Source organism: Streptococcus lutetiensis, assembly GCF_900475675.1.
GTDB classification, from domain to species: Bacteria; Bacillota; Bacilli; order Lactobacillales; family Streptococcaceae; genus Streptococcus; species Streptococcus lutetiensis.
Map to the genome: position 1 here is coordinate 1,324,245 of NZ_LS483403.1, position 21,123 is coordinate 1,345,367.

22 protein-coding genes are annotated in these 21,123 nt (G+C 38.1%); 3 read left to right on the plus strand and 19 right to left on the minus strand.

What is annotated here, in order from left to right; genetic code table 11:
- Positions 1–78 precede the first annotated feature (78 nt).
- From DQN23_RS06645 to rplK, 7 genes are all read right to left on the minus strand, one after another.
- On the minus strand, positions 79–294 hold the full coding sequence (locus tag DQN23_RS06645; protein WP_006532813.1) for a YozE family protein: 216 nt from the start codon (positions 292–294) through the stop codon (positions 79–81).
- On the minus strand, positions 291–800 hold the full coding sequence (gene msrA, locus DQN23_RS06650) for a peptide-methionine (S)-S-oxide reductase MsrA (RefSeq protein WP_020917260.1): 510 nt from the start codon (positions 798–800) through the stop codon (positions 291–293). Before msrA ends, DQN23_RS06645 begins: the two co-directional genes overlap by 4 nt.
- 493 nt (positions 801–1,293) lie before the next feature.
- Positions 1,294–2,160: a CvfB family protein gene (locus DQN23_RS06660; RefSeq protein ID WP_020917262.1), complete on the minus strand. Its 867-nt coding sequence runs from the start codon at positions 2,158–2,160 to the stop codon at positions 1,294–1,296.
- A gap of 60 nt (positions 2,161–2,220) precedes the next feature.
- Positions 2,221–2,778 (minus strand): ribosome recycling factor, encoded by a 558-nt coding sequence (gene frr, locus DQN23_RS06665; protein ID WP_004232884.1) that lies wholly within the window; start codon positions 2,776–2,778, stop codon positions 2,221–2,223.
- Positions 2,779–2,833: 55 nt separating this feature from the next.
- Positions 2,834–3,568 carry a UMP kinase gene (gene pyrH / locus DQN23_RS06670; RefSeq protein WP_020917263.1) on the minus strand — a complete coding sequence of 245 codons (735 nt, stop codon included), beginning with the start codon at positions 3,566–3,568 and terminating at the stop codon, positions 2,834–2,836.
- Positions 3,569–3,776: 208 nt separating this feature from the next.
- Entirely contained in the window at positions 3,777–4,466 is a 690-nt protein-coding gene (gene rplA, locus DQN23_RS06675; RefSeq protein WP_004232886.1) for a 50S ribosomal protein L1, read from the minus strand.
- A gap of 155 nt (positions 4,467–4,621) precedes the next feature.
- The gene (gene rplK / locus DQN23_RS06680) at positions 4,622–5,047 is read right to left on the minus strand and encodes a 50S ribosomal protein L11 (RefSeq protein WP_020917264.1); all 426 of its coding nucleotides are present in this window, start codon (positions 5,045–5,047) and stop codon (positions 4,622–4,624) included.
- Positions 5,048–5,348: 301 nt separating this feature from the next.
- Between rplK and DQN23_RS06685 the strand changes: the two genes are divergently transcribed.
- The gene (locus DQN23_RS06685) at positions 5,349–5,702 is read left to right on the plus strand and encodes a DUF3397 domain-containing protein (protein WP_020917265.1); all 354 of its coding nucleotides are present in this window, start codon (positions 5,349–5,351) and stop codon (positions 5,700–5,702) included.
- Positions 5,703–5,735: 33 nt separating this feature from the next.
- Here DQN23_RS06685 and DQN23_RS06690 read toward each other — a convergent pair whose 3' ends face one another.
- Positions 5,736–8,141 carry a DNA translocase FtsK gene (locus DQN23_RS06690; protein ID WP_111712950.1) on the minus strand — a complete coding sequence of 802 codons (2,406 nt, stop codon included), beginning with the start codon at positions 8,139–8,141 and terminating at the stop codon, positions 5,736–5,738.
- Positions 8,142–8,290: 149 nt separating this feature from the next.
- On the opposite strand from DQN23_RS06690, the gene DQN23_RS06695 reads away from it, so the two are divergent.
- Positions 8,291–9,115: a peptidylprolyl isomerase gene (locus DQN23_RS06695; RefSeq protein ID WP_111712951.1), complete on the plus strand. Its 825-nt coding sequence runs from the start codon at positions 8,291–8,293 to the stop codon at positions 9,113–9,115.
- A 134-nt stretch (positions 9,116–9,249) separates the two neighbouring features.
- Entirely contained in the window at positions 9,250–9,900 is a 651-nt protein-coding gene (locus DQN23_RS06700; RefSeq protein WP_020917268.1) for a metal-dependent transcriptional regulator, read from the plus strand.
- Positions 9,901–9,946: 46 nt separating this feature from the next.
- Here DQN23_RS06700 and DQN23_RS06705 read toward each other — a convergent pair whose 3' ends face one another.
- From DQN23_RS06705 to DQN23_RS06755, 11 genes are all read right to left on the minus strand, one after another.
- Positions 9,947–10,639: a 5'-methylthioadenosine/adenosylhomocysteine nucleosidase gene (locus tag DQN23_RS06705; protein ID WP_020917269.1), complete on the minus strand. Its 693-nt coding sequence runs from the start codon at positions 10,637–10,639 to the stop codon at positions 9,947–9,949.
- A 68-nt stretch (positions 10,640–10,707) separates the two neighbouring features.
- Positions 10,708–11,040: a cell wall synthase accessory phosphoprotein MacP gene (gene macP / locus DQN23_RS06710; RefSeq protein ID WP_020917270.1), complete on the minus strand. Its 333-nt coding sequence runs from the start codon at positions 11,038–11,040 to the stop codon at positions 10,708–10,710.
- Positions 11,041–11,043: 3 nt separating this feature from the next.
- The gene (locus DQN23_RS06715; protein ID WP_020917271.1) at positions 11,044–11,592 is read right to left on the minus strand and encodes an NUDIX hydrolase; all 549 of its coding nucleotides are present in this window, start codon (positions 11,590–11,592) and stop codon (positions 11,044–11,046) included.
- 149 nt (positions 11,593–11,741) lie between these two features.
- Positions 11,742–13,127, minus strand: a complete 1,386-nt coding sequence (gene glmU, locus DQN23_RS06720) for a bifunctional UDP-N-acetylglucosamine diphosphorylase/glucosamine-1-phosphate N-acetyltransferase GlmU (RefSeq protein ID WP_111712952.1) — start codon at positions 13,125–13,127, stop codon at positions 11,742–11,744.
- A gap of 122 nt (positions 13,128–13,249) precedes the next feature.
- Positions 13,250–14,212, minus strand: a complete 963-nt coding sequence (locus DQN23_RS06725; RefSeq protein ID WP_020917273.1) for a Gfo/Idh/MocA family protein — start codon at positions 14,210–14,212, stop codon at positions 13,250–13,252.
- A gap of 82 nt (positions 14,213–14,294) precedes the next feature.
- On the minus strand, positions 14,295–14,738 hold the full coding sequence (locus DQN23_RS06730; RefSeq protein ID WP_111712953.1) for an ASCH domain-containing protein: 444 nt from the start codon (positions 14,736–14,738) through the stop codon (positions 14,295–14,297).
- A 100-nt stretch (positions 14,739–14,838) separates the two neighbouring features.
- Positions 14,839–15,537, minus strand: coding sequence for a 3-oxoacyl-ACP reductase (locus DQN23_RS06735; RefSeq protein ID WP_043895093.1), 699 nt, complete (start codon positions 15,535–15,537; stop codon positions 14,839–14,841).
- On the minus strand, positions 15,530–15,766 hold the full coding sequence (locus tag DQN23_RS06740) for a DUF2829 domain-containing protein (protein ID WP_004232906.1): 237 nt from the start codon (positions 15,764–15,766) through the stop codon (positions 15,530–15,532). Before DQN23_RS06740 ends, DQN23_RS06735 begins: the two co-directional genes overlap by 8 nt.
- 64 nt (positions 15,767–15,830) lie before the next feature.
- The gene (locus DQN23_RS06745; RefSeq protein ID WP_111712954.1) at positions 15,831–17,063 is read right to left on the minus strand and encodes an aminoacyltransferase; all 1,233 of its coding nucleotides are present in this window, start codon (positions 17,061–17,063) and stop codon (positions 15,831–15,833) included.
- Between the two features lie 202 nt (positions 17,064–17,265).
- The gene (metG, locus tag DQN23_RS06750; RefSeq protein ID WP_043895094.1) at positions 17,266–19,266 is read right to left on the minus strand and encodes a methionine--tRNA ligase; all 2,001 of its coding nucleotides are present in this window, start codon (positions 19,264–19,266) and stop codon (positions 17,266–17,268) included.
- A gap of 154 nt (positions 19,267–19,420) precedes the next feature.
- On the minus strand, positions 19,421–21,079 hold the full coding sequence (locus DQN23_RS06755) for a hypothetical protein (protein WP_111712955.1): 1,659 nt from the start codon (positions 21,077–21,079) through the stop codon (positions 19,421–19,423).
- Positions 21,080–21,123: the final 44 nt, after the last annotated feature.

Sequence of the window (21,123 nt, forward strand, 5' to 3'; positions counted from 1 at the left end):
ATAAGTCTATTATAGCTTATTTAAAACAAAAAATCACGACTTACCGTGATTTCCTTTTTTATTTGAATCTAGCCATCATTAATGCGCCAAATAATCTTCCCAAATTTTATCAAATTCACTGAGATTAAAAGCAAAGCTAGCCTCATCTTCCAAATAGCGACTAATGGTTTCAAAATCATCAGTGTGCTTTGGAAAAGTGGTATCTTCAAAAACAAGATCAGCTAAAATCGCTACTGGTTCATGACTTTTTGGGTTACGTTGCGTCATTAACCAAGTGTAAAATGACTTTCTCATTGCCAATTCTCCTCTAAAAATGCATGTCTGATAGCGCTACTTTCAGCGTAGTGTTCAGGATTTTTCTTGTAAAAACCTTGGTGATAATCTTCTGCCACATAAAATGATTGCACTGGCTCAATCGCTGTGACAATCAGATCTTTGAATCGACCTGAAGCTTGCAATGCTGCTTTTGAGGCTTCAGCAATCTCTTTTTGACGGTCATCACTGTAAAAAATAACAGGACGATAATTGTCACCACGATCTTCAAATTGCCCAAAAGCATCGGTTGGATCAGTCTGTGCCCAATAAATCTCTACCAAATCACCATAAGAGATTTTTTCTTCATCAAAAATAATCTCAACCGCTTCTGTATGTCCAGTTTCATGTGCCTTAACTTGCTCATAAGTTGGATTTTCCACATGCCCACCAGTATATCCTGAACGGACTGATAAAATACCATCTTGTTCTTCAAATGGTTGCACCATGCACCAGAAACAACCACCCGCAAAAATCGCACGTTCCATTCTTTAACCTCCAAAGTATAGTGAATATATTATAGCAAAAAAATGTCCGGTGGACATTTTTTTCACGAGCTTAAAAATTAAAAAACGCCCGAAAAAATCGAGAGCACTTGTAAGATAAAAAAAGTACCTCATACGAGGTACTTATAGTATAACACATTGTTAGACTCCTTTTTGAAGTCCTTTTGAAAATGTTGTTAATTCACTAGCAACTCTTAATGTTAAGTTTTCTAGTTTAGTTTTGCCATTTTTTAAATTTTAAATTTTAGATTGCGCTATGCCAGTTTCTTTTACTATGCGGTATTGCGTCATATGCTCTAAAAACCATTCAATGTCTTTACTATTTGCTTCCATTCAATCCTCCTTAGAACTAATTAACTTAAGAATTATTTTGAAATCAAGTTTTTACGAAACTATTGATTCCTATCTCAGTTATAAAACTCGATACAAAAAAGACCACAGCTTTGCTTAAGGTATCGCTGTAATCTTTTCATGTTTAATCCTCGTTTTCGATTAATTCTGTACCGAATTGGTCTTGTTTCACTTTGCGTGCTTTCATCAAGCCACCAAGTGCTTTTTTAAATTGACCTTTAGAAATACCAAATGTTGATTTGATATCTGCTGGAGATGATTTATCGTTTAGTGTCATAAAACCACCATTTGATTGCAAATAAGTCAAAATCATTTGTGAATCATTTTCAAGCATTTCAAATGAACGTGGTTTTAATGACAAGTTAAGGGTGCGGTCAACTTCACGGAATCCAATCACACGTGCAGTTACTTCTTCACCCAGACGTGGTTCCGCGTAACGCTCACTCGGATGAATAAAGCCAAGCATGTTGTTATCTGGCAAGTAAACAAATGTTCCAGATAATTTCAAACGGTAAACAATGGCACGCAATTTTTCATTTTGCATGTTATTGTAAGCTGGTCCAGCCATTTTTTGGAAAACTTCAGGTTGCGCTGGAATTGCCCATATACGGTCTTTTTTATCCACGTCAAGGTGAACATAAAGTTTATCACCTTTTTTAGGCCAAAGTTCTTTCATATCAGGCAAGACATCAAGTGACACAACAAATTGTTTGTCAGCAAGTCCTGTATCCAAAAAGACACCTAAATCGCGGCGAAGTTCTGTGACAACACCCCAACCGTAGCTAGTACGAGTTGTGGCAACTTCTGCTGTTGTCATACGAGCTTTTTGGTGCATATCAGTGTAGACAAATCCTTTGACCATGTCACCAATCTTATGCTCACCCTCAGCCTTATCTAACATGAAAGTCACGCCATCTTTTTGTACAAAATACGCTTTCGCATTTTCGTCAATCACAAGTCCTGTGATGACAGTGGCAAGTAAATTATTCATTTATTCTTCCTTTATAAAAGGGAGTGGACAGTCCACCCCCCTAACCTTTTTTCTTACTGATTAGACTTCAAGCAATTCTTTTTCTTTGTTTGCTGTCATAGTGTCAATATGTTTAACAGCTTCATCTGTTGCTTTTTGAATGTCTTTTTCAAGAACTTTCAATTCGTCTTCAGTGATTTCTTTAGCTTTTTCTTGTTTTTTAGCTTCGTCCATAGCATCACGACGAATGTTACGGATAGCAACTTTAGCATTTTCACCGACTTTTTTAACGTCTTTAGCAAGTGCTTTACGAGTTTCTTCTGTAAGGGCAGGAATAACCAAGCGGATTACTGAACCGTCATTAGCAGGGTTAATACCAAGGTCTGAAGCATTGATTGCGTGTTCGATATCTTTCAATGATGATTTATCAAATGGAGAAATCAAAAGAACACGTGCTTCTGGAACTGTGATAGAAGCCAATTGGTTAAGTGGTGTCATTGCACCGTAGTATTCAACTTGGATACGGTCCAAAAGAGATGCATTTGCACGACCAGCACGAATTGAAGCAAATTCACGTGCTAATGAGCTGTGTGATTGTTCAAAGCGTTCTTTAGCTTTTTCGATAATAGCATTAGCCATAAATAGTATTAGTCCTCATTTCTTGTTTTTTGGGAAATAGCAGAGCTGACAATTATTAGTCGTGGTGTTCAGCTTTATTTGAAACGGTTGTACCGATAGCTTCACCAAAGACAACACGTTTAATATTACCAGCTTGGTTCATGTTAAAGACAACCAAGTCAATATCGTTGTCCATTGAAAGTGTTGATGCAGTTGCGTCCATGATTTTAAGACCACGTTTAATCACTTCACCGTGTGTCAATTCATCAAATTTGACAGCATTAGCATCTTTCTTAGGATCGGCGTTATAAACACCGTCAACACCATTTTTAGCCATCAAGATAGCTTCAGCGTCGATTTCAGCGGCACGAAGAGCAGCTGTTGTATCAGTTGAGAAGTAAGGTGAGCCGATACCAGCAGCAAAAATCACGATGCGATTTTTTTCAAGGTGACGAAGCGCACGACCACGGATGTATGGTTCAGCAACGTTTTGCATTGGGATTGATGTTTGAACACGTGTATCAACACTATTTTGTTGAAGGCTATCAGCCATAACAAGAGCGTTCATAACTGTTCCAAGCATACCTGTGTAGTCAGCTTGAACACGGTCCATACCAGCTGCAGCAGCTGGTTCACCACGCCAAAGGTTTCCACCACCAATAACCAAAGCAATTTCTACACCTGAACTATGTACTTCAGCAATTTCTTTTGCGATAGTTTTAACAGTTTCAATGTCGATTCCGACACCTTTTTCACCAGCTAACGCTTCACCAGATAATTTAATTAAAATACGTTTATACTTAGGTTCCACTTCAAGTTACTCCTTTTTTTATCTTTATTATTTTAACATAATTTGCCTATTTTACCTAGCAAAATTCGTTGAATTTTGAAAGATTAAAAACAGGTCAACCATGTGATTCAAATAGATAAATCATTTCCCTTTTCATTGCATTAGAAAGACCACACAGCCCATAAAAAGAATCCGTTTCAAAGAAACGGATTCTTCATTAATGTATCAATTAAAATGAGCTTGGATCTACTTTGATACCTACACCTTGTGTAGTAGTGATTGACAAGTTAGTCATGTAAGTACCTTTAGCAGTGGCTGGTTTAGATTTAACCATAACTTCGTGGATAGCTTTGAAGTTTTCAACCAATTTGTCTGCGTCGAATGATACTTTACCGATGATAGCTTGTACGTTACCTGCTTTGTCAGCACGGTAAGTGATTTTACCACCTTTAGATTCTTCAACTGCTTTAGCAACGTCCATAGTTACTGTACCAGTTTTAGGGTTTGGCATAAGGTTACGAGGTCCAAGGACACGTCCAAGACGTCCAACGATAGCCATCATGTCTGGTGTAGCGATAACTACGTCAAAGTCAAGCCAACCGTCGTTGATTTTAGCAACAAGATCGTCTTCACCAACGAAGTCTGCACCAGCAGCTTTAGCTTCTTCAGCTTTAGCACCACGTGCGAATACAAGAACACGTTGTGTTTTACCAGTACCGTTTGGCAATACCATTGCACCACGGATTTGTTGGTCTGCTTTACGAACGTCAATGTTAAGTTTGTATGCAACTTCTACAGATGCATCAAATTTTGCGAAGTTAGTTTCTTTTGCAAGAGCTACAGCTTCTTCTACGCTGTAAGCTTTAGTGCTGTCGATTTTTTCAAGTGCAGCACGCATTTGTTTGCTTTTTTTAGCCATTTAAAATTCTCCTTGTAATGTGGTCATATCGATTTGATTTAAAATCTCCCACGTCACTCATCAAATTACGATGAAGTCTTGCGGGTCTAGCGTGAATTAATCTCAACGGTACAGTGTGTTTACCTCAATTAATCCACTAATTGGGTTGCTATTGATTAATCAACAACAGTGAATCCCATAGAACGAGCAGTACCTTCAATCATACGCATTGCAGATTCAACATTTGCAGCGTTTAAGTCTGGCATTTTAGTTTCAGCAATTTCTTGTACTTGTGCACGAGTAACTGTTGCAACTTTAGTTGTGTTAGGTGTTCCTGAACCTTTTTCAACACCTGCAGCTTTTTTCAAAAGAACTGAAGCTGGTGGTGTTTTAGTTACGAAATCAAATGATTTGTCTTCATATACTGAGATAACAACTGGGATGATCATACCAGCTTGATCAGCTGTACGAGCGTTAAATTCTTTAGTGAATCCCATGATGTTGATACCTGCTTGACCAAGAGCTGGTCCAACCGGTGGAGCTGGTGTAGCTTTACCAGCAGGAATTTGAAGTTTAACAACTTTTTCGACTTTTTTAGCCATTTATAAAATCCTCCTGTTGTGGTTTTGGCGGTAATTAAGATTTTTACCTCCCACAGATATGCTCAATAGCATACTCATTAATTATACATTATTTTAGAGAAAAGGCAAGGAATTTGCATCAAATATTTTCTAAAAAATACTTGATATGACAAGTTTTAGCTTAGTTTTTAAAAGCAAGTACTTTCAACTTTTTGATTCGGCTAAATTTCCTTTACTAGCTTGATCAAAAATTTAAAAGTATTTTTCAAGAAAAATCTTCTAATCATTTACTTCTTCAAACTTTCAGTATAAAATATAAGACATGATGATGTACAAAATATTTTCCTTTTCTTTTATCTTTTTAACACCTATTTTTGCCTATATTCTTGTTAAATTTTTCAATTTAAATCGTTTTGGGATTCTCTTTACTGACCTTGCTTTCCCGCTTTTTGCTTTTGAAATTGCTCTTGTAGTCAGTAAATTTTTAGATAGTAGTGTTTTCTTTTACTATTTAATCTGTTTATCTTTGCTGGCACTTACCTTAACCGCATTTTTCTTAAAGAGAAATCACTCATTTTCTTACCGTCGTTTTGGTAAATTTTTCTGGCGTTCAGGTTTTATCGTCACATTTATTTTTTACATTATTGTTTTAATTTTAGTTTTTACACTTGCATAATAAAAACGTTAACCTTCTGGCTAACGTTTTTTATTATGCTTCTGGAGTTGGCTTGGTCATTAAGACTTTACGAGGTTTTGTTCCTTCTGCTGGTCCGATGACTCCTGCTGCTTCTAATTCATCCATCAAGCGAGTGGCACGATTAAATCCGACTGACAAACGACGTTGAAGCATTGAAGCACTGGCTTTTTGAGTTTCAAGAACCAAAGCTTTAGCATCTTCAAAGAGTGGGTCACCTTCTTGTGAGCCATCGCTTCCACCTGATTTCAAATCAGATTCAGAAACTTCTCCTGGATCAAAGCTATCATCATAATCAGCTTCCGCTTGATTTTTAATAAAGCCAACAATACGTTCGACATCATCGTCTGAAATAAATGAACCTTGCAAGCGGACTGGGTGGTTTTCATCAATTGGTTTAAAGAGCATATCTCCTCGACCAAGAAGTTTTTCAGCACCATTTTCATCCAGAATAGTACGACTATCTGTCCCAGATGATACGGCAAAAGCGACACGCGACGGCACGTTTGCCTTAATCAATCCACTGATGACATCAACTGATGGGCGTTGTGTGGCAAGAATCATATGAATACCAGCCGCACGCGCTTTTTGTCCCAAACGGATAATAGCATCTTCTATTTCTTTACTGGCAACCATCATCAAATCAGCAAGCTCATCTACGATAACCACAATAAGTGGCAATGGAATTTGTTTTTGCTCTGACTGTGCGTTAAATTCTTCAACCTTAGCATTATAGCCTGCAATATTTCGCACTCCAAAATGGCTAAAGAGTTCGTAACGATTTTCCATTTCATCAACCACTTTTTGAAGCGCACGCGCTGCTTTTCGTGGATTTGTCACTACTGGAATCAATAGGTGTGGAATGTCATTATAAACAGATAACTCAACCATTTTAGGGTCAATCATCATGAATTTGACTTGCTCTGGACGAGCTTTCATCAAAATACTTGCAATAATACCGTTGACGGCAACTGATTTACCTGAACCCGTAGACCCTGCCACAAGCAAGTGTGGCATACGTGCAAGGTCAAAGGTGCGGGCTGTTCCGTTAACAGCCTTACCAAGCGGAACTTCAAGAAGTTTGTTGGGATCTGTGTCTGCTTGTTCCCAAAGCTCACGGAAAGTAACTGTGGCAATCTCTGAGTTTGGTACTTCAATACCTACTAAAGATTTACCTGGAATCGGTGCTTCAATACGAACGTCTTTTGCCGCAAGGGCTAGCGCTAAATCATCAGCCAAGTTTGAAATGCGGTTAACACGCACACCAACGGCTGGCTTGACTTCGTATTTTGTAACTGACGGACCGATTTCAGCTCGTTCAACCTTGACATCAATACCAAAACTATTAAAGGTATCCTCCAAGACTTTGATATTTCTACGAACGATATTTTTTTCTTTTGACTGATTCTTCGGCTTATCAGGTGCAAATAAATCAATGGTTGGAAGCTTATAAAGAAGATTGGCTTTCGCTGTAAAATCAACTTCTAGTGGTTCCCCATCATCTTCTTGATTAGTCATTTCTTGCTCAGCCGGTGTCACTTCTGGTTCAAGATTTTCTTCAGAAGATGCTTCTTTCAAACCTTCTAGCACATGCTCATAAGCCAAAATTTCAGGTTCAACTGCAGGAGTTTCATCTGGGATATTGTCAAACAACGATACTTCATTGTCATCTGGATCATCTAAAATCTCACCAGTCTCTTGATCAACCGTCAACTGAGCCAAACGTTCTTCTTCAGCTTTTTGAGCTTTTTCTTGACGTTTTTGTTCAGCAAGTGCACGTTTTTCCTCACGTTTGACAAAACGTTTTTGCTTTCTGATTTCATGTTTAGCAGACCACTCTTGTGATTTTTCTTTGAAGAAATCAATCAAATCATAAACTTCCCACGGACTCATCAAAAAGAGTCCAAGAATGATGAAAAGTCCCCCAATCAAGAATGTGCCAACATTTGAAAAAAGAAAAGCTACTGGCTTGTAAAGAACAGCACCAAGCATACCGCCACCAACAAATTTAGTGACTTTGAACTTGACCAAATCGCTAAAAATCAAGTTAGCTGTTGTGGAGAATATTTCCTTACCACGAAAGGCTGATAGTGAAAAAAGGTAAGCATGCCATTCTAACAAGAGGCCAATCATAGTCACCACAAAACCGCCAACTAAACCAGTATTCTTATGAAACCACTTAAATCCAAGAAAATAGAGTAGGACTGCAACCATCAACACGTAAGCCAAACTTCCCACTGCTAATCTCACAAGATTGTAAACTGTTATCCCAAAGATTCCCAAGCGAGCCATCGCAAAGAAAAAAATAACCGCTGTCACAATGGCTAAAATAAAGCGTTCCAGTGCCTTTTGTCTTTTTATTTCTGTTTTTGTCGGCCGCCGTGTTTTACGACCTTTTCTTCTACTTTTTGATTTTGCCATATCCTTATTATAGCATTTTTTAAGCTTTTAGGTTATTAGCATAGATTTATGATAAAATGAAGTAGCTAAATAACTTCAATAAATTTATTGACACTTTGTCACCATAAGGATTTACTGATATGACAACTATTTGTTAATGAGGAGGTATCATGAAAAAACTATTGTCACTTGGTCTAACTGTCGTCTGCTTGGCTACTTTATCTGGTTGTGAAAACATGACCCGAGCCATTCGTGGAAATGATTATGTCGATGCTAAGACAGCAGCAAGTTCTTCTGCCGCGCAAGACAGTGCCAGCGCATCATCATCAAAAGCATACCAAAAAGAAGTTAAAAAAGCTCTTCAAGCAGATGCATCTGCTTTTCCTCAATTATCAACAGAGGTTGCTCAAAATGAAGCTGAAGTCATCATGCATACCTCTAAAGGTGACATTACCATTAAACTCTTTCCAAAATATGCACCACTTACCGTGGAAAATTTCCTAACTCATGCTAAGAAAGGCTACTACGACGGTCTTCTATTTCACCGCGTAATTTCTGATTTTATGATTCAGTCTGGTGACCCTAAAGGAAACGGCACAGGAGGAGAATCTATCTGGAAAGGCAAAGACAAGAAAATCGATTCTGGTAATGGTTTTGCTAACGAAATCTCACCTTACCTCTATAACATCCGAGGAGCTCTTGCTATGGCAAACGCTGGTGCTAATACCAATGGTAGCCAATTTTTCATCAACCAAAATCCAGCTGACCAATCTAGTCAGCTCTCAAGCGACAGCTATCCAAAAGCAATCATTGATGCTTATACTGAAGGTGGTAACCCAAGCTTAGATAAAAACTATACTGTATTTGGACAAGTTATCGATGGTATGGATATTGTTGATGCTATCTCTAAAGTAGATACTGATAGCAACGACAAACCAACTAGCGATATCACCATTACTAAGATTGACATTATCAAAGATTACAAATTTAAATAATCCCTAAAAAATCAAGTTAGGACTTCCTGCCTTGATTTTTTGCTTGTTTTCCTAAAATAATCCTATAATGACAATCTTTCCACCTCACGGTTACAAGATTTTTGCTATAATAGAAGAACAGAAAGCGAGATAAGATGACACCAAATAAAGAAGATTATCTAAAATGTATCCATGAACTAGGAGAAACTAAAACTAAGATAACCAATAAACGAATTGCTGCCTTAATGCAAGTTTCAGCACCAGCTGTAACTGAAATGGTCAAAAAAATGATTGCTGAAGGGCTCATCGTTAAAGATAAAAAGGTTGGCTACTACCTGACCAAAAAAGGCTTATTATTAGTCTCACAACTCTATCGTAAACACCGCCTCATCGAAGTCTTTTTGGCTAATCAACTTCATTACAATGCCGATGAAATCCACCAAGAAGCTGAAGTCCTTGAACACACGGTCTCAACAATCTTCATCGACCGTCTAGAAGAAAAACTCAATTATCCTGAATTTTGCCCTCATGGTGGAACAATTCCTAAAAAAGGCGAGCTCTTGATTGAAGTTCACAACCAGACGCTCAGTCAAATTGAGGAATTAGGCACTTACCAAATATGTCGTACGCACGACGAAGCTCGTTTGTTAAACTACCTTGAAGAGCACGGCTTAGCAATTAACGATACCGTTGACTTGGTTAAAGTCGAGGACTTCGCTAAAACACATACTCTTGCCTATCAATCACGACAGCTCGTCATTCCTGAACGAATCGCTGAACAAATTTATGTGCAAAAGATTGACTAAGATTCCATATTAAAAGCCCGAGGCACTTGCCTCAGGCTTTTTTGACTTAAGCTAATTTTTCAAGGAATGTCATCAAAATTTTTGCTGATTGTTTACCAGCTTCCAAGATGAATTCATCAAATGTAATGTTGGCATCATGCGCAGCTGTATCTGACATAGCACGAACAACGATGAATGGTTTGTGCAAATTGTGAGCAGCTTGCGCAATCGCAGCTCCTTCCATTTCAACAGCTTGAACTTCTGGGAAGCGTGCTTTAATCGCATCGATTTTATCTTGCCCAGCAATAAATGAATCACCAGTCGCAATCAAGCCAATTTTGCTATCGATGTTAGCTTCCGTTAACACTTGTTCAAATGTTTTAACAAAGTTTTGGTCTGATTCAAAATAAAGTGGTTGCGCAGCCATTTGACCGTAATCATAACCAAAAGCTGTCACATCAACGTCGTGGTAGACTAATTTGTCTGCAACAACAACGTCACCAATCTTCAAACCAGGAGCTACTGCACCTGCTGAACCTGTATTAATCACAACATCAACACCAAAATGATCAGAAAGAATAGCAACTGACATAGCTGACATCACTTTACCAATACCTGATTGAACAAGAACAACTTGATGGTTGCCTAGCTTACCTTCGTAGTAAGTGTTTCCTAAAACATCGTGTTCTGTTTTGTTATCAAGATTTTCAACAAGAAGTTTTAGTTCTTCTTCCATTGCGGCAATAATTCCAATTTTCATCTCAAAAATACAAGAGCAATACCAATTGTTATTTCCAGAGTTATCCCCCTTGCTTCTCCTTCTAATTTTTATAGATTAAATACTGCGAAAAAGAGTGCAATCAATAAAATAACAACTACAAACATAATCAAGTTAAGTTTTCGCTGAAATTTACTGCGTTTCGCATTTTCAATTCGACGACTTTTGTAAACATGCTGATCGTCTTTTTTGCGTTCTTTCCATTTGTCCAAAACACCTCGAGAGTCTTCATATTCCTCATAAGGATCGTAACTAGTCAAGGTATCATATTGGTCAGTTCGGATAACCTTCGTTTCTTCATCTTCTAAATAATTATCGTCATAAAAGATTTCACCACGGTTAGCACGTTCGATTATCTCGTCTGTTAAAAGTGATCTACCCATTTTTTATCCTCCAAAATGCAGAGCATAATATTGAAGGGCTATGATTGTTTTAGCATCTTCGATTGCTCCAGATTTGACCAAATCCATGCATTCTTGATAGCTTAATTCAAGAATTTCTAAAACTTCATCATCATCTTGTGGTCGTGGATTTGGTACTTTTTGCAAATGAGTTGCTTGGTAAAGCTTAATTTTTTCATTGCAAAAACCAATGGCAGTGTAAAACTCATGAATTTGTTTTAAATCGCCAGAATATCCTGTTTCCTCTTCTAATTCACGCGCAGCGGCATCTTTCTCAGAGCTGTTTTCACCAATTTCGAGCTTACCAGCAGGGATTTCATAAGAAACTTTTTCAATAGCCTTACGATATTGTTTGACTAAAATAATTTTATTGTCATCTGTTACAGCTAAAATAGCTACAGCTCCACGGTGAAAAATCAATTCACGTTTGGCTTGTCCTAGATTATTTGGTAATTCAACATCATCGACAACAACTTTAATCACATGCCCATCAAAAATCTCTGTTCGCTTGAGCGTCTTTTCTTCAAAATCCATACTAAGCAATCTCCCTAAAAATTGTTCACTATAGATTTTACTACAAAATAATGAGAAATGCCATTCCAATGAGATTAAGCCTTTGAAATAGCCTTGGAACACACTAAATTTTTCTAAAAAATCTGGAACTTTCGTCCCAGACTTTATGATTATTTTTTCTTGTTGTTTGGATGGTGTGGTTTGTTTAAAGCATAGCCTGCTTTGTTAACTTGACGTCCACGTCCAATAGCAAGCGCATCTTTTTCAACATCTTGATAAATTGTTGAGCCAGCTGCTGTGAGGGCATTATCACCCAATGTCACTGGAGAAATAATTGTTGAGTTACTTCCAACAAAGACATTGTTTCCGATAATTGTGTTAAATTTATGTTGTCCATCGTAGTTAGCAATAATTGTACCAGCTCCGAAGTTAACATCGTGTCCAGTCGTTGTATTTCCAATGTAAGTCAAGTGACCTGCTTTTGTACCCTTACCAACAGTTGATGATTTCACTTCAACGAAGTTACCAACGTGAACCATTTCTTCAAGTGTTGAATCAGGACGCACGTGAGCAAATGGACCAATGGTAACACTATCTTTAACGACAGATTTTTCAATCATAGAGTTTGTGATAACCACATTTTCACCGATTGTTGAATCAACAAGGTATGTTCCATTTGTCAAAACAGAACCTGCACCAACTTTTGTATTTCCTTTAAGGGTAACATTGGCTTCAATCATCACATCAGGAGCAACTTCAACGTCAACATCGATGTAAGTTGCTGCTGGATTTTGGAAAGTAACACCGTTAACCATGTGTTTTTTATTAATGCGACAACGCATGATGTCTTCTGCAGTAGAAAGTGCCACGCGGTCATTAACGCCAAGGCTTTCATCAAAATCATGAAGAACATAAGCACCAACTTTTTTACCAGCGTTACGGAAAATTGAGATAACATCTGTCAAGTAGTACTCACCTTGAGCGTTGTTTGTGTTGATGTTTTTAAGAGCTTCAAACAAACGTTTGTTATCAAAAACGTAAGTTCCTGTATTGATTTCTTTAACCTGGCGTTCAAACTCAGAAGCGTCTTTTTGTTCAACGATTTTAAGCACTTCACCATTTTCATTACGGATGATACGTCCATAACCGAATGGATTTTCAGCAGTCGCTGTTAAAATAGTTGCAACGTTTTTGTGGCTAACGTGAAACTCAATCAATTCTTTCAAGCTTTCACCAGTGATAAGTGGTGTGTCACCTGCAATAACAAGTGTTTGTCCTTCAAGACCAGCCAACTCATCTTCTGCCATCATGACAGCATGACCAGTTCCAAGTTGTTCAGTTTGCATGACAAATTCTGATTTGCCAGCTAAAACTTCACGAACCATTTCGGCTTTATGACCAATAACAGTCACATTTTTTTCTGGATTCAAAGCTGATACGGCACGGAAAACGTGTTCTAACATGGTAATGCCAGAAACTTTATGAAGGACCTTAGGAAGATCAGATTTCATACGTGTTCCTTTACCAGCTGCTAAAATAATTGCGTAATTTGACATGACTATAATTCCTTAAAAAAATAGAGTAGATTTGCAAGTTATGAAAGGAAAATTCCTTACATTAACTTACACAAGCTACTCCATTATATCACATTTATAAGCATTGGGCTCATTTTTATCCGTTAGAGGCTGTTAACAGCTGCTTCTAAAACTTCCATCACCAAACGGCTGTGCTCAAGCGCCAGTTTCATAGCTGTCATATCTTGGTGCTCTATGATAGCTTGGAAAGCCACAAATTCATCCTGCATGCGGTGATTAAGTGAATTTTCGTTAATCATTGTCATACTTTGACCGTTTAGAGCTAGGGACAATTCTGGCATACTATTAGTTGGTCCAAGTACAGCAATAGAGCCTTTATTTCCTTGAATAGTTGATTTGATGTCAGCACTACAATCTTTAGCACCAATACAAGCAGCCTTGAAATGTCCATAATCCATCATCAAGATTCCTGAAGTGTCCACATCACGTTCCATATTTGCCAAATATTGCACTCGTTCAGGCTTACCAAACAAACCAACAACCAAATGAATATTGTAAATATTTAAGTCACGAAGAGCTCCACCACCTTTTGCTGGGTCAAAAGCTGGTGCAATTTCACCACGTTTAAAGGCGTCATAACGTGATGAATATTGAGAATAATTGCACTCGACAATCTTAATGTCCCCAAGTTTTGATAGGTTAGCTTTGATAGAAGCAAAATTGCCAAGATATTGATTAGTGATAGCTTCAAGCAAGATACGATTTTTTTGCTCTGCAATTTTTGCCAAGTCCTCAAATTCTGCCAAAGTCAGCGTAAATGGCTTTTCACAAATGACGTGTTTGCCAGACAACAAAGCTTTCTTTGCGTAGTCATAATGCAGGTGATTAGGAAGGGCGACATAGACCGTATCCACTTCTGGATTTGCCAAAATGTTATCGTAGTCGCTGCTAGCTTGACTAATCGCATAAAGCTCAGCTAGCTTTTCAGCCTTTTCAATGCTGCGCGGTGTTGATAAAATCGCTGATAATTCGATTCCATTAATTTCTTGTAAAACTGGTAAAACCTCTTCAACGATTTTTCCTGTTCCTAAAATAGCTAATTTCATGGATTTCCTCCTAATTAATGTCTAAGCACAGTTTAGCACATATTCGTTTTTCAAACTGATACTATAACAAGTAATTGTCATACTAAAGTGTGGGATAGACCACTTCAAATTCTTCAAGAACAATTTGACTATCACCGTTAAATGTCAGACCGTATTCATTGTAATAAGGTTTGAAAAAGTTCTCGTGGACATCACGCCAATAAGCTAATGTCCTATCACCTTCGCTTTCTTTGAAAGCGTGCTCTGCTGACACCTGATTAAATGGCACAACAGAAACTTTCTTGATTTGAATGATACAAACTGCTTGGTCTTGACTGTCGAGAACCACATCATAAGACCCAACCTCAGGTAGCGGGTCATTATCAACAGCATATAAATCATAAGCCGACGCTGTCGCTGTTTTTGTTCCTTCAAGGACTAGTTGCGCTAACAAATCCGCTTCTACTCCAAATTGCCAAGCATCAATATCATCTCCGATTGAAGGATTTATTTTTTTGTATTTGTTCCAAAGTTCTTGTGCGTTCATAGGCTTTCTCCTGTTCTTTTCTGTCTTACTTCAATTACGAGTTCGACAGTGAGTAGCCTATGGTTTTCTCCTCTTCATTTCTGAAGTCTCCTTATCTCTATTATTTCAAACTCCAGCCGCCGTCGATTTTGATGATTTCGCCTTGCATGGAGCTTGCTTTGCCTGATGCTAAAAATTCTGTTAAATCAGCGATTTCTTCAGGATTACTCCAACGTCCAATTGGTGTTTCTTGGGCGACCCAGTCAGCCAAGCCTCCTGGTTCAAAATCGCTAGCTGTCATGGCTGTTTTGACCGCACCTGGTGCGATACCAAAGACTTGAATCTTGTCTTTAGCATAGTCAAGTGCAAGCTGGCGCGTGAAACCTGCAAGGGCATGCTTGCTAGCTGTGTATGCCGCTCCACCCCCACCTGCAATAAATGAAGCAATCGAGCACATGTTAATGATAATACCTGATTGTCTTTCAACCATTTTGGCTAAATAATAGCGAGTGATTTTGACTGTCGCAAAAAAATTGGTCTGAAACACACGCTCGAGTTCATCATCTGACACCTCAAGCAATGGCTTATAAGCGTCGAGAATTCCAGCGGTGTTACACAAGATGTCCACGTCCTGAACAAAGTCGTAGAGCGCAGCTAAATTCGTCGTCAAATCTAACTGTAGGAAATGAAAGTTTTCATTTTGAATCTCAGGCGCTTGTGATTTATCAACGCCGTATACCGCACAGCCATTTTCCAAAAAAAGTCGCGCTTGCGCAAGCCCAATTCCTGAGCTGACACCTGTGATAAGTACTTTAGTCATGAACTTCAACCCAATCAGTAGCTAGGACATCACATGGTGTTGGTGACCACATTGAAAAACCTTCGCCCTCGCCTGACACATTAATGAGGAAGTAAGGTGTCACTGGAAGTGCTACGCCATTTTGCTCGATGCTATCAAATAACTGAACGTAGTTTTCTGCTCCGCCCCAACCAGTGCGTACATATTTTTTTTTAGCCTTTAAACCTGGCAAAATTTCTTCAAAAGTCATTTCTCTCTCCTTGATTGTTAATACCACTAGTATACCAAAAAACGAGCGCCTAGGCTCGTTTTGGTTATCGTCTTAAGATTTTCTTAGCAATTGCAATGATTTTATGCAGCATTGGTCGTGGATAATAGCGGAAAGTTCCCATTTTGCGGACAATGTAACCATTGAAGTTTTGTTTGAAACGAAGAACACCATCGCTGCCATCGAAAATTCCTTGAATACCAAGGAAAGTATAGAAATTAATGCCACGTTTCAGTGCTTCCATCATCACATGCTCTTGAAGGGCAACAGGCGCATAAAATTTATTAAATTCGGTATATGAACCACTGAAAAGATAAACAGCTTCTTGTGGTGTATAAACGAAAAGACTTCCTGCCAAAACCACATCCTCTGAACCATGTTTTTGAATCAATTCTTTAGCTTCTTTAAGGCGAACATCAAAAGTTGAAATTTGCTTATCAAGCTGTGCTTTTTGTTTATTAACCTTGGCTGAGTTAACCCCTTCAGCAATCTTTTGATTCAAAACCGCCAAGTCAGCTGCAATTTTATCATGACCAGCCTGCATATTTTTGAGATAATCTTGAAAATTAATTGTCGCAATCACGAACTCACACTTATCACCAAAACTATCATAAAAAGCTTCATAATAATCTAACGGTTTATCTGTATATTCACGGCGTTCAGATGTTGATGCTGTGATTTCTTTAAAGATGTGAAGTTCATCACGGGTTAATTTGCGCACTTTAATTCCAAATGAATTTGTCTTGTTAACAAGTGAGCGACCTTTTTTACTAAATGATTTACGAAGCGTTTCAGGTGTTAATCCTGACAAATCCTTCACGTAATGCCAGTCAGGCTCACCTCCTGGATAGCCTGTCTGAAGACCGTCATAACTGTATCCCAAATCAGTCAAACAGCTAATCAATTCGGGCTTTTCATCATCGTTTGGATTACCATGATTGTCAAAACTTTGGTAGGTGTCATATGGCTTAACAATCAGTTCAAAGGCACCATTTTCCTTAGCATAAGCTTTTAATTCCTTATAAAATTCTGAAAGGTAAGCTGTACTTGTCGAAGCTGGTCCAGAATTGATTTCCATGTGAAGTCCACCAGTCATCAGCATACTATAAAGCACGCCAGCCACCTGAATAGCTCCATCTGTTTCCAATCCTAAAAATGTAATGTCAAAGCCACGTTTTTCGAGTAAATCTGCCATTTCAACAGTTTGCATAAAAGAACGTTCTTTAAATCTCGTATTTAATGTTTCATAATCTTCTCTTGATAAGATTTTCAATGTCATTTTACACGTTTCTCGATTCTAACAAATTCTGTTTCTTTCGCTACTAAAAATATCAAATGAATCTTAACCGAAAATCAATAAATCATTTTCAGAATTTCCACTATCTTTTCAATTTTCTTTACATTTGAGAGCAATATAAATACTCAGCTTTTGCGCTAAAGATACACAAAAGCTGAGTATTCTATTTATTAATTTTTGATGATTAACCGATTTGGCTACCGTTTGGTACACTTGGGTCAACTGTAAGAACACTCAAGTTACCGTCATGTTCAGCTGATAAAATCATACCTTGGCTAAGAAGTCCCATCATTTTACGTGGTTTCAAGTTAGCTACGATTTGTAATTTTTTACCAACAAGTTCTTGTTCGTTTGGATAGAATTTTGCAATTCCTGAAAGGATTTGACGGTCTTCACCATCACCAGCATCAAGACGGAATTTAAGAAGTTTTTCTGAACCTTCAACTTTAGAAACTTCTTTAACTTCAGCGACACGGATTTCTACTTTGTCAAAGTCGTCAAATTTAATAGCTTTCTTTTCGTTTTTAAGTTCAACTTCTGCTGGATCCCATTCTTTTTCTTCAGCAATTACTGCACCTGCACCCATGTTCGCTTTGATGTAGTCAATTTCAGCTTCCATATCAAGACGTGGGAAGATTGGTGTTCCTTTAGCAACCACTTTCACACCTTCTGGGAATCCTGACAAAGCAAGATTTTCAAGGTCAAAGTTAGCTCCAAGACCAAGTTGTTCCATGATAGCATTTGATGTTGTCATCATGAATGGTTGGATAAGGTGAGCAACCACACGAAGACTAGCTGCCAAGTGAGCCATTACTGCTGCTAATTCATCACGTTTAGCTTCATCTTTAGCAAGTACCCAAGGAGCTGTTTCATCAATGTATTTGTTTGTACGTGAGATGATACTCCATACAGCATCAAGTGCGCGTGGGTAATCAACAGCATTCATTTGTTTGTGGTATTCAGTGATTTTTTCAGCGACAAGTGCTGCCAAGTCCGCATCAAATTCAGTCACGTTTTCAACATAAGCTGGCACTTCGCCACCGAAGTATTTGTTAATCATGGCAACAGTACGGTTAAGAAGGTTACCAAGGTCGTTGGCTAATTCATAGTTAATACGTCCAACGTAATCTTCTGGTGTAAATGTTCCGTCTGAACCTACTGGAAGTGAACGCATGAGGTAGTAACGAAGTGGGTCAAGACCGAAACGTTCGACAAGCATTTCTGGATAAACCACATTACCTTTAGATTTAGACATTTTACCGTCTTTCATGACAAACCAACCGTGGGCAATCAAGCGTTCAGGCAATTTCATGTCAAGCATCATCAACATAATTGGCCAGTAAATTGAGTGGAAACGAAGGATATCTTTACCAACCATGTGGAAGACTGTTCCGTTCCAGAATTTATCAAAGTTTGCGTGGTCTTCTTGACCATATCCAAGTGCAGTTGCATAGTTAAGAAGGGCATCAATCCATACGTAAACAACGTGTTTAGGATTTGAAGGGACTTTAACACCCCATGTAAATGATGTACGGCTGACAGCCAAATCTTCAAGACCTGGTTCGATGAAGTTTTTAATGATTTCGTTCATACGACCATCAGGCTGGATGAAGTCTGGGTGTGCATGGAAGAACTCAACCAAGCGGTCAGCGTATTTTCCAAGGCGTAGGAAGTAAGATTCTTCAGAAACCCATTCAACTTCGTGTCCAGAAGGAGCGATACCACCGATGACTTTTCCGTTTTCATCACGGAAGACTTCTTCTAATTGGCTTTCTGTAAAGAATTCTTCATCTGAGACTGAGTACCAACCAGAATATTCACCTAGATAGATATCATCTTGTGCCAACAATTTTTCAAAAACTTCAGCAACAACTTTTTCATGATAATCATCAGTTGTACGGATAAATTTATCATATGAAATGTCAAGCATTTTCCAAAGTTTTTTAACATCAGCAGCCATGCCGTCAACGTATGCTTGTGGTGTAATGCCAGCTTCTTCAGCTTTTTGTTGAATTTTTTGACCATGTTCATCAAGACCAGTCAAATAGAAAACATCATAGTTCATCATACGTTTGTAACGTGCTAAAACGTCACAAGCAATTGTTGTGTAAGCAGAACCGATGTGAAGCTTACCAGATGGGTAGTAAATCGGTGTTGTAATATAAAATGGTTGTTTACTAGTCATTTTCTTTCCTTTCAAATAGGAGCAAATGAAACTCCTTTATTGATAACACCTAATTATAACACAAATTTATGGCTGATTATAGGCTAAATGCTGGAGCATACGAAAAAATCGTATTCAAAAGAGCTTGGATTTTTCATACCAAACTCTTCGCTGTTTATTCTTGATTAGTTACTTCAAATTTAGTCAAGTAATTATCATCTTGAAGTTCACCTTTAAATTCATCCCCAACAGCAAGGAAAGGAAGTTTGTCTGTTGTATCAGTCGTTGCTTTAACTTTATAAATCTCTCCTGATGATGAGATGTAGTAAACTGTTGAGCCTGAAATCATTTGGCTGGCTAATTTATCCACCACTCCAGTGATTACTTTGACTTTTTTGGCTTCGCCAGAATTGTCAGCAACACCAGACAAAGCTGAAGTATCTGAATCTGTGAATTTAGTAATCAAAGTCTCGATATCATTATCAACGGTCACTTGTTGGTAATCTTCTGCATCAACGATAGCGTAAGATTTAACCAAACCAGCAGCATCTTTCAAAGATACAAGATAATAAGCTTTGCCATCTAATTTTACCAAGGTTGGAGCTGTTGCTTCATAATGTTTTTCTTGCACTTCTCCTTCGGCTGATTCTTGAGCTGCTGTTTCTGTTGCTGAAGCTAACTTATAATTTGTCACTTCACGAGTACGCATGTTGACCAAGATAAAGCCAAGGTTTGAAGAATCTGCAGTAGCCGATGTGATACCTGTGTAAAGGTAAATATCAGAACCAATTGAAATATAGTTATAACTATCGGTTATCTTTTTCACATCTGTTTGGCTAAAGACAGTATTCCAAAAACCTTTTTGATAAGTGTAATAATCATCAACGCGGCTAATCACATTATTAGCAGAAAAGACGCGGTCAACCCATTTTGGAACATCATTAAGATCATAACGTTTGGTTTCACCTGTGACTGCATTGAGCAAAATCGCTCCTGTTGGGTCGTTAGATGTCAACATGAACTTAGGTTTATAAGTTGTTGCGACGTAGTAAGGATTGCCTTTATCATCGACTTCAAACGATGGATCACCAAAAATCACTGTTGGGTATTTTAGGCGTAAATAGCGGAGCGTATCATTGAAGAAGTATTCAGAATCAGAATATTTCATTCCTTTATCAAGTTTAACTAGCGCTGCTTTACCAGTTGTTTGGTTGACTTTGACATAGTAACCAATTCCGTCTTTGTGGTTAGAGAACCATTTCCAGAAAGATTTGTATTCAAGAGGTGAGACTCGGTAAGGTTGCTCACCAATGGTCACTTGACGATAATCATCTGAAATGCCAAATTGTGAAACTTTATCAATCGTTCCAAGGTAAGTGTCACCAATTTTCTTAGCTGATGAACGGTCAAGCAAAGCCAAGTGAGAAATATCTGTTTCTGGGAAGTCAGAAGCAAAATCAGCATCTTTGACCTTAATCACATTAGCATAACTTTTTGCTCTAAACAAACGAGAGTTTAAAAAAGTTGATGCACCAAGAATAAGTAAAATCGCCGCAATAGCAAAGCTGATAGCTGACAAAGCTTTTCCAAAAGTAGGTCTTGGTGCTGAAACCACTTTTCTAGCACGACTACCTGTCATTTGGAAAGTCACTTGTTGGACTTTGCCACCGAGAGACAACAAAGCAAGACCACCAAAAGCCAAAGCCAAGCCCTCTAAAACAAAAAGCCAAAATGCTACGCTAAAAATATTAATGGGCGGTAAAAAAATCCAATAGCTGATTAGCATTACTAAAAACCATAAAGCAATTAACCAATAGGATACCGTCTTTTTCATCACAATATCTCCTTTAATTTTGTTCTATCATTATAACACAATTA

Bases quoted from the DNA above. Each gene is read 5' to 3' on its own strand.
- DQN23_RS06645 (WP_006532813.1), bottom strand. From the start codon at position 294: ATGAGAAAGTCATTTTACACTTGGTTAATGACGCAACGTAACCCAAAA.
- msrA (WP_020917260.1), bottom strand. From the start codon at position 800: ATGGAACGTGCGATTTTTGCGGGTGGTTGTTTCTGGTGCATGGTGCAA.
- DQN23_RS06660 (WP_020917262.1), bottom strand. From the start codon at position 2,160: ATGAATAATTTACTTGCCACTGTCATCACAGGACTTGTGATTGACGAA.
- frr (WP_004232884.1), bottom strand. From the start codon at position 2,778: ATGGCTAATGCTATTATCGAAAAAGCTAAAGAACGCTTTGAACAATCA.
- rplA (WP_004232886.1), bottom strand. From the start codon at position 4,466: ATGGCTAAAAAAAGCAAACAAATGCGTGCTGCACTTGAAAAAATCGAC.
- rplK (WP_020917264.1), bottom strand. From the start codon at position 5,047: ATGGCTAAAAAAGTCGAAAAAGTTGTTAAACTTCAAATTCCTGCTGGT.
- DQN23_RS06685 (WP_020917265.1), top strand. From the start codon at position 5,349: ATGATGATGTACAAAATATTTTCCTTTTCTTTTATCTTTTTAACACCT.
- DQN23_RS06690 (WP_111712950.1), bottom strand. From the start codon at position 8,141: ATGGCAAAATCAAAAAGTAGAAGAAAAGGTCGTAAAACACGGCGGCCG.
- DQN23_RS06695 (WP_111712951.1), top strand. From the start codon at position 8,291: ATGAAAAAACTATTGTCACTTGGTCTAACTGTCGTCTGCTTGGCTACT.
- DQN23_RS06700 (WP_020917268.1), top strand. From the start codon at position 9,250: ATGACACCAAATAAAGAAGATTATCTAAAATGTATCCATGAACTAGGA.
- DQN23_RS06705 (WP_020917269.1), bottom strand. From the start codon at position 10,639: ATGAAAATTGGAATTATTGCCGCAATGGAAGAAGAACTAAAACTTCTT.
- macP (WP_020917270.1), bottom strand. From the start codon at position 11,040: ATGGGTAGATCACTTTTAACAGACGAGATAATCGAACGTGCTAACCGT.
- DQN23_RS06715 (WP_020917271.1), bottom strand. From the start codon at position 11,592: ATGGATTTTGAAGAAAAGACGCTCAAGCGAACAGAGATTTTTGATGGG.
- glmU (WP_111712952.1), bottom strand. From the start codon at position 13,127: ATGTCAAATTACGCAATTATTTTAGCAGCTGGTAAAGGAACACGTATG.
- DQN23_RS06725 (WP_020917273.1), bottom strand. From the start codon at position 14,212: ATGAAATTAGCTATTTTAGGAACAGGAAAAATCGTTGAAGAGGTTTTA.
- DQN23_RS06730 (WP_111712953.1), bottom strand. From the start codon at position 14,738: ATGAACGCACAAGAACTTTGGAACAAATACAAAAAAATAAATCCTTCA.
- DQN23_RS06735 (WP_043895093.1), bottom strand. From the start codon at position 15,537: ATGACTAAAGTACTTATCACAGGTGTCAGCTCAGGAATTGGGCTTGCG.
- DQN23_RS06740 (WP_004232906.1), bottom strand. From the start codon at position 15,766: ATGACTTTTGAAGAAATTTTGCCAGGTTTAAAGGCTAAAAAAAAATAT.
- DQN23_RS06745 (WP_111712954.1), bottom strand. From the start codon at position 17,063: ATGACATTGAAAATCTTATCAAGAGAAGATTATGAAACATTAAATACG.
- metG (WP_043895094.1), bottom strand. From the start codon at position 19,266: ATGACTAGTAAACAACCATTTTATATTACAACACCGATTTACTACCCA.
- DQN23_RS06755 (WP_111712955.1), bottom strand. From the start codon at position 21,079: ATGAAAAAGACGGTATCCTATTGGTTAATTGCTTTATGGTTTTTAGTA.